General features: G+C 73.3%; 6 protein-coding genes. 2 read left to right on the plus strand and 4 right to left on the minus strand.

Annotation, left to right across the window (positions count from 1 at the left end):
* Window positions 1-130 precede the first annotated feature (130 nt).
* Window positions 131-1,894, plus strand: a complete 1,764-nt coding sequence (locus VF468_28420) for a histidine kinase N-terminal 7TM domain-containing protein (GenBank protein ID HEX5882210.1) — start codon at window positions 131-133, stop codon at window positions 1,892-1,894.
* Window positions 1,895-2,083: 189 nt separating this feature from the next.
* Here the strand turns inward: VF468_28420 and VF468_28425 are convergent, their stop codons facing one another.
* Window positions 2,084-2,833, minus strand: a complete 750-nt coding sequence (locus VF468_28425) for a 3-hydroxybutyrate dehydrogenase (protein HEX5882211.1) — start codon at window positions 2,831-2,833, stop codon at window positions 2,084-2,086.
* Between the two features lie 233 nt (window positions 2,834-3,066).
* Between VF468_28425 and VF468_28430 the strand changes: the two genes are divergently transcribed.
* A complete protein-coding gene (locus tag VF468_28430; protein HEX5882212.1) occupies window positions 3,067-3,573 on the plus strand; it encodes a hypothetical protein in 507 nt (168 codons plus the stop codon).
* Between the two features lie 130 nt (window positions 3,574-3,703).
* On the opposite strand, the gene VF468_28435 is transcribed toward VF468_28430, so the two are convergent.
* From VF468_28435 to VF468_28445, 3 genes are read right to left on the minus strand one after another with little or no spacing between them, the layout of a single operon-like run.
* Entirely contained in the window at window positions 3,704-5,929 is a 2,226-nt protein-coding gene (locus VF468_28435; protein ID HEX5882213.1) for a 6-phosphofructokinase, read from the minus strand.
* A gap of 10 nt (window positions 5,930-5,939) precedes the next feature.
* Entirely contained in the window at window positions 5,940-7,100 is a 1,161-nt protein-coding gene (locus tag VF468_28440) for a mannitol-1-phosphate 5-dehydrogenase (GenBank protein HEX5882214.1), read from the minus strand.
* Window positions 7,097-7,255 (minus strand): PTS sugar transporter subunit IIA, encoded by a 159-nt coding sequence (locus VF468_28445; protein HEX5882215.1) that lies wholly within the window; start codon window positions 7,253-7,255, stop codon window positions 7,097-7,099. Before VF468_28445 ends, VF468_28440 begins: the two co-directional genes overlap by 4 nt.
* Between the last annotated feature and the right edge of the window lie 12 nt (window positions 7,256-7,267).

Raw genomic sequence — 7,267 nt, forward strand, 5'->3', positions numbered from 1 at the left:
GTCCGCAGAACTCGTCAAGGCGGTCGACCCCGCCCCATTGGTCGGTTCAGCCCCGGTTCCTCCGGGCTCGTCCCTTACCGTCGCAGGCTCCACGAAGCCCGCAGATGTTGAAGAATGTCCGCTTCGGACCATGCTCCAGCAGCTCCGGGTCGCACCCGGCACCCTGGTTGTGGCCGCCACCTGGCACGTGACGGGCGTCGGCGTGGTCATGCTCGCCACCACCGCCGTCTACGTCGCCCTGGCCGTCTACGTGTGGCGGCGTCGGGGCGGCTCGGCCGGCGCCGCGCTCGCCCTGGTGCTGGTGGCGCTTCTGCTCTGGGCCGGGGCCTACACCGCCGAGCTGGCCGCCACCGACTTGGCGGCCATCGGCCGCTGGGGGGACCTCAAGTACGTCGGCATCGTGCTGCTCCCGCCGGCCTGGTTCGCGTTCGCGGCGCTGTTCGCCGGCCGCCAGTCGTGGGTCAGCGGGCGGAACCTGGCCCTGCTCGCCATCCACCCCGTGGTCATCCTGGTCCTGCTGGCCAACGCCGCCACCCACGACCTGATCCGCTGGTACCCGCGGGAGGCGGCCGCCGACCCGGACGCCGTGGCCGAGGTCGGCCCGCTGTTCTGGCCCCACCTGGTCTACTCCGGCATGGTGATGTGGGGCAGCCTGATCCTGATGGTGGTGGCGCTGGTCCGCGCCTCCCGCGTCTACCGGCGGGTCACCACCATCCTGATCATCAGCCTGGTCGTCCCCTATGTGTTCAACCTGCTCTACAACCTCGACGCGGGGCCGTTCGGGCGCGTCGACCTGACGCCGTTCCTGCTCATCGGGTCCTGCCTGGTGCTGGTCTGGGGCCTGTTCCGGTTCCGGCTGCTGGGCATCCGCCCGGTGGCCCGCGGCCTGGTGTTCGAGACCATCTCCGAGGCGGTGCTGGTGCTCGACCCGCTGCGCCGGGTGGTCGACGCCAACCCGGCGGCCGAGCGGCTCCTCGGCCTGCCCCTGGCCGACGCCGTCGGCCACCCACTGGGCGAGCTGCTGCCGGAGGCGGCCGACGCGGTCCGCGACCCGCCCCCGACCAGCGACGGCCTGCCCCAGGAGCTGGTCGTGACCAGGGAGGGGACGACCCGCCGGTACGAGCCGACGGTGGTCGCCATGCCCGACCGGCAGGGGCCGCCGATCGGCTGGCTGGTGGTGCTGCGCGACGTCACCGAGCACCACCGGACCCTGCGCAGCCTGCGCCAGCTCGACGAGCAGCGCCGCTCCCTGCTCGAGCGGGTGGTGACCAGCCAGGAGGAGGAGCGGCGCCAGGTCGCCGGCGACATCCACGACGACGCCATCCAGGCCATGGTGGCCGTCACCCTCCAGCTCCAGGCCCTCGGCGGCCGGCTCAGCGATCCCCGCTCCACCGAGCTGCTGGAGCGGCTGGCCGCGACCGCCACCGAGAGCGTCGGCCGGCTACGCCAGCTCGTCTTCGAGCTGCGCCCGCCCCTGCTCGACGAGGTCGGGCTGGCCGCCGCCATCGACCAGTACGCCAGGCGGGCCGGCGAGCTGGCCGGCTTCGTCGCCCAGGTCCACGACGAGTCGGCCGGGGAGCTGCCCGACGAGCTGCGGGTGGTGGCCTACCGCATCGTCCAGGAGGCCCTGGCCAACGTCCGCGCCCATGCCAAGGCGGGCCGGGTCGCCGTCCGCCTCGAGGAGGTCGAGGGCGGCGTGCTGGCCCGGGTCAGCGACGACGGCGTCGGCTTCCTCCCCGGCCTGGTCGGTCGCCGCCCCGCCGGCCACCTCGGCCTCATCAGCATGCGCGAGCAGGCCGCCATGGCCGGCGGCTGGTGCCGCGTCGCCAGCGCCCCCGGCATGGGCACCACGGTCGAGCTCTGGCTCCCCCGCTCAGAGGCCGAAGCCGAGTAGCGGCGGTGGATCGGGCCACCCTCCCGGTTGGGGCCCCATGGCGCGCCTGGGCTCGGCGCGAGCATGAGCGTTGGCGGGCCTGCATTGGGTCCTGATCGGGACTCGGCGGGCGCGCGGGACTCGGCGGGAGCGCGGTACGGCGGGGTCGGGCAGGGGGCCGGCGCCCCGCAAGGCGCCCCGCCCGGCTTCTCAGCGGGCGGTCCAGCCGCCGTCGAGGACCAGGGAGGTGCCGTTGACGAAGGCGGCGGCGTCGGAGCAGAGGAACAGGACCGCGCCGGCGACCTCGGCGGGCTCCAGGAGACGCTTGATGGCCGGCTCGGTGAGCATGATGCGCTCGACCACCTCGGACTCGGAGATGCCGTGGATGCGGGCCTGGTCGGCGATCTGGTTCTCGACCAGGGGGGTGCGCACGTAGGCGGGGCAGATGCAGTTGGAGGTGACGCCGCGGGGGCCGCCCTCCAGGGCGATGACCTTGGACAGGCCCTCCAGGCCGTGCTTGGCGGCGACATACGCGCTCTTGTAGGGGGAGGCGCGCAGGCCGTGGACGGAGGAGATGTTGACCACCCGGCCCCAGCCCCGCTCGTACATGCCGGGCAGGACGGCCCGGGCGAGGCGGAACGGGGCCTCGACCATCAGGGCCAGCATGGCCGCGAACCGCTCGGGCGGGAACTCCTCGATGGGGGCAACGTGCTGGAAGCCGGCGTTGTTGACCAGCACAGCGGCCTCCAGGTCGAGGCCGTCGAGGCCGGCCGGGTCGGTCAGGTCGGCGGTCACCGGGGTGCCGCCGAGCTCGCCCGCGACCCGCTCGGCGCCCTGGCCGTCGCGGTCGACGATGGTCACCCTGGCCCCCGCCCCGGCCAGGGCGCGGGCGCAGGCCTCGCCGATGCCGCTGGCCCCGCCGGTGACGATGGCGGTCCTGCCGTCCAGGTCGACGTCCATCACCCCACCACCTCCAGAGCGCTCACGGCCGCGGCTCGTGCCTCATGACCTTGCCGAGGCCAGCCGGGGGGCGCAAGCCTAGCCCCCGTGGGTCGATGCTTGTGAACTCTTTGTTTCCGGCACCCCGAATCCCCCGATCAGGTCTTCTCCCGGGCCCCGATCCGGCCGTATCGTACCCGTCAGGCACTTCCCGCCATGGCCGCCGTACCGCCACTTCCCCTGGGGGATCGCCAATGGCTGACAAGCTCTTCCCCGTCGTGCCCGACACCGGAACCATGAAGGCGGCCCAGTTGTCGTCCGAGGTCACCGGGGACCCCGGCCGCTGGGTGCGCCTCGACTGCCTGCACCTGCGCCACGTCCAGCAGGCGGTCGAGCCCGGGCAGGCGCTGGAGTGCCCGACCTGCCCGCCGTCGTCGGGCGGCGTCCTCTCCTCCCACACGGTGCTGCGCCGGGGCCCGGAGCGCCGCCGCCGGGCCTGGCTGGACGCCGGCCCGCAGGCCCCGGGCAAGGCGGGCGCGTTCGCCGCCGAGGCGGTGACCCTGACCGGCCCCTTCAGCCTGGTCGACGACGCCGGCCGGATGGCCAGCGAGCTGGTGGCCAACGCCCTCCGCCACACCGACGCCCCGATCGAGCTGACCGTCGACGCCGGCGACGACGTGGTCCGGATCGAGGTCCGCGACGACGACTCGACCGTCCCGGGGACCGGCAAGGTCGTCTCCTTCGAGCTCCGCGAGGTCTGACGGAGGCCTGGAACACCGCTCGAGTATCCGGGTTTGAGGGAATTGGGTGGCCGCCGGGGGCGGCGCGCAAGCTCCAGCGCTGCCCGGATGGGTCAGCACTGCAGGCGGCGCCGGATCCTCGACCGCTGTTCTAACGGAGGGCGAGCCGGTCGGCCAGCACGTCGATCAGCGGCCGCAGCCCCATCCACCACTGCGCCAGCGGGCGCCGCTGCTCCCAGTCGGCCAGCTCCTCGGCCTCCCGCAGCGGGGCCACCCGGACCTTGCCCTGGGACAGCCCGATCACCGCCCCGCCGGTGCCGGCGCTCTCGATCTGGTCGCTGAGCCAGTCGATCGAGTGCGCGGCCAGCCGGGTGCCGAGGATCCGGTCGAACGGGGACGGCGCGCCGCCCTGCTGGGTCTGGCCCAGGACCACCTCGCGGGCGTCGAACAGCCCCTGGCTCTCCTGGTTGAACAGCCGGCACAGGAAGTCGCTGGTGTACATGGGGCTGGCCTTCTCGTTCATGACGGCGAGGAAGAGCCGCTGGCCGACCCGGAAGCTCGCCACCATCCGCTCGACGTCCTGGGCCAGCTCCTGGAGGGTGATGCCCTCCTCGTGCAGGTAGACGCGGACCGCGCCCCCGGACAGCCCGCCCATCAGGGCCAGGTAGCCGCACTGGCCGCCCATCGTCTCGACCACGAAGCAGCGGCGGGTGGCGATGCCGGCCTGCCGCACCCGGTCGATGGAGTCGACGATCAGGCCGAGGGCGCTGTCGGCGCCCACCGACAGCTCCGAGCCGGGGATGTTGTTGTCGATCGTGGCCGGCAGGTAGATCGTCGGCACCCGGAAGGCCGGGTAGCGGGCGCGCTCGCGCTGCATGGTGCAGGCCGCCTCGAACGCGTCCCAGCCGCCGATGATCAGCAGCCCGTCGACGCGCTGGTCCTCCAGGCCGCGGCCGATGGCGTACAGGTCGCTGACGGTCGGCACGTACCGGCTGATGCCCAGCTCGGCGCCCCCGAGACTGGTCCAGCCCTCGACGTCTCCCCAGGTCAGCTCCTGCACGTCCCCGTCCATCAGGCCCCGGAAGCTGCCGTTGACGCCGAGCATGGTGTGCCCGCGGTCCAGCCCGAGCCGGACCGCGGCGCCGGCGACGGCGTTCATGCCCGGGGCCAGCCCGCCCACGTGGAGCAGGGCGATCCGGCTGGCCCGCTCCCTGGTCCTGGCCGTGCTGGGCAGGGCCCGGGAGATGGAGCGGAAGACGTGGATCATCTCGGTGTAGCGGTCGCCGCGCATCAGCAGGGCGGTGTCGTAGTCCTTGGCCTCGATCCGCTCGGCCAGCTCCCGCGTCCGGGCGACGCACTCCATCAGCGGCACCTTGGCCACACGGTGGTCCTGCAGCCCGATCAGCTGGGGGACGCTGCCCGGGGTGGCCGCGAGCACCTCCTCGACGGCCGCGTGGCCGAGGATGGAGCTCATCCACCGGTCGAAGGCGCTGGGCACGCCGCCGCGCTGGACGTGCCCGAGGGTGGTCAGCCGGACGTCCCCGCCCAGCCGCTCCTCCAGCAGCTGGCGCACGTACTCACTGGTGATCGGCTGGTTGGCGGAGTCGTGGGCGCCCTCGGCGACGACCACGATGCTGTGGCGCCGGCCGGCCGCGCGGCCGCTCTCGATGATCTCGCACAGGTCCTCTTCCCAGCCGGGGTCGGGCGGCCACTCCGGGATCAGCACGTAGGCGGCGCTCCCGGCGATCGCGCTCATCAGGGCCAGGTAGCCGCAGCGCCGGCCCATCACCTCGACCACGAAGCTGCGCTGGTGGCTCTCGGCGGTCGAGCCGATGGCGTCCATCGCCTCCATGATCCGGTGCAGGGCCGAGTCGGCCCCGATGGTCATGTCGGTGCCGAGCATGTCGTTGTCGATCGAGCCGACCAGCCCGGCGATCATCAGCGCCGGGTGCCGCTCGGCCGCCTCCCGGTCGATGGCGCCCTCGGCCAGCAGCTCCTCCAGCAGCGACGGCCACTCCTGGCGGAGGAGATCGGCCCCGGACAGGCTGCCGTCGCCGCCGACGACGACCAGCCGGTCGATGCCGTGGTGGACGAGGTGGCGGGCGGCGCGGCGGCGGCCCTCGCGCTGGCGGAAGGCGGCCGACCGGGCGGTGCCGATCACGGTGCCGCCCCGGTTGACGATGCCGGAGACGTCGTCCCAGGTCACCGGGCGGATGTGGTCGCCGCCGTCGACCAGCCCCTGCCAGCCCTCGTACACGGCGAAGATCTCGGCGCCGTGGTTGAGCGCGGTGCGGACCACCGCCCGCACCGCCGGGTTCATGCCCTGCGCGTCGCCACCACTGGTCAGCACGGCCAGCCGTGCGCTCGACGGCCCCATCTGGCCCGTCTCAGCTCCCGACGCCGACCCTGCGCGCCAGCACGGCGACCACGTCGTCGTACAGCGGGTCGGCCGGCGTCAGGCCGGTGATCCGCTCGGTCGCCTCGGCCGCCGGCAGGGTCCTGAGCAGCTGCTGCAGCTCAACGCTCTGCGGGTCGTCGGGGACGTCGAACCGCGTCGCCGCCTCCACCGTGGCCAGCAGGTGCCCGGGCCGGACGCCCCGCTCGGCCAGCTCGGCGGCCGGGGCGATGAGCCGCTCGGTGCGCGACAGCTTGCGCAGCGGCTGCCGGCCGACCCGGTCGACGGTGTCCGGCAGGAACGGGTTCGCGAACCGCTGCAGGATCTTGTCGACGTACGCCTGCTGGGCCTCGTCGCTGAACCCGTGCTTGGCCACCAGCAGCCGCTTGGTCTCGGACAGCACCCCCTCCACGGCGGCCCGGACCACGTCGTCGTCCAGGGCGTCGCTGAGCTTGCCGATGCCCCGGACGAAGCCGTGGTAGGCGGTGGTGGCGTGGCCGGTGTTGACGGTGAACAGCTTCCGCTCGATGTACGGCGCCAGGTCGTCAACCCAGGTGGCGTCCGGGATCGACGGCTCATGGCCGCCGAACGGGGGCCGCTCGATGGCCCACTCGAAGTAGGTCTCGACGGTGACGTCCAGGCCGGCGTCCGGCGACTGGGCGGGCACGATCCGGTCGACCGCGGTGTTGGCGAAGACGGCCCTGGCCGCCACCGCCGGCCACTCGGCGTCCGGCACGGCCGAGCGGATGTGCTCCTGGAGCGCGTCGGTCGCGTTGATGGCGTTCTCGCAGGCCATGACGGCCAGGGGGGCGGCTCCGGCGGGCCGCCTCCGCAGCCCTTCGGCGATCACTGGTGCGACGAACTTCAGGACCGTCGGGCCGACCGCCGTGGTCACGATGTCGGCCGACGCGATCTCGTCGGTCACGGCCGGCTCGTCGCGGCGGCTGTTGATCACCCGGTAGTTGTCGACCCGCTCCTCGGACGAGTCGAGCCCGACCTCCTTGACCAGGTAGCTGGGCGTGGTGTTGAGGGCGTCGATGAGCTCGTCGACGACGTCGGCGAACACCACCTGGTAGCCGGCCCGGTGCAGGATCAGCCCGACGAACCCGCGGCCGATGGTCCCGGCCCCGAAGTGGACGGCGACGCCGGTCATTCGTCGTTGACGGCGTTCAGGAGGTCGTAGATCTCCTGCGCCGACTGGGCGGCGACCAGCTTGTCGACCTCGTCGGTGTCGGAGAAGACGATCGCGATCCGGCTCAGGATGTCCATGTGGCCGCCCTGGTAGCCGGCGATGCCGAGGGCGAACAGGACCTCGTTGCC

Source organism: Actinomycetota bacterium (assembly GCA_036280995.1).
Classification (GTDB): domain Bacteria; phylum Actinomycetota; class CALGFH01; order CALGFH01; family CALGFH01; genus CALGFH01.

What these genes read in the sequence shown, in the direction of transcription:
- VF468_28430 (HEX5882212.1), top strand. Translation starts at nt 3,067, where the DNA reads ATGGCTGACAAGCTCTTCCCCGTCGTGCCCGACACCGGAACCATGAAG.
- VF468_28425 (HEX5882211.1), bottom strand. Translation starts at nt 2,833, where the DNA reads ATGGACGTCGACCTGGACGGCAGGACCGCCATCGTCACCGGCGGGGCC.
- VF468_28420 (HEX5882210.1), top strand. Translation starts at nt 131, where the DNA reads ATGCTCCAGCAGCTCCGGGTCGCACCCGGCACCCTGGTTGTGGCCGCC.
- VF468_28435 (HEX5882213.1), bottom strand. Translation starts at nt 5,929, where the DNA reads ATGGGGCCGTCGAGCGCACGGCTGGCCGTGCTGACCAGTGGTGGCGAC.
- VF468_28440 (HEX5882214.1), bottom strand. Translation starts at nt 7,100, where the DNA reads ATGACCGGCGTCGCCGTCCACTTCGGGGCCGGGACCATCGGCCGCGGG.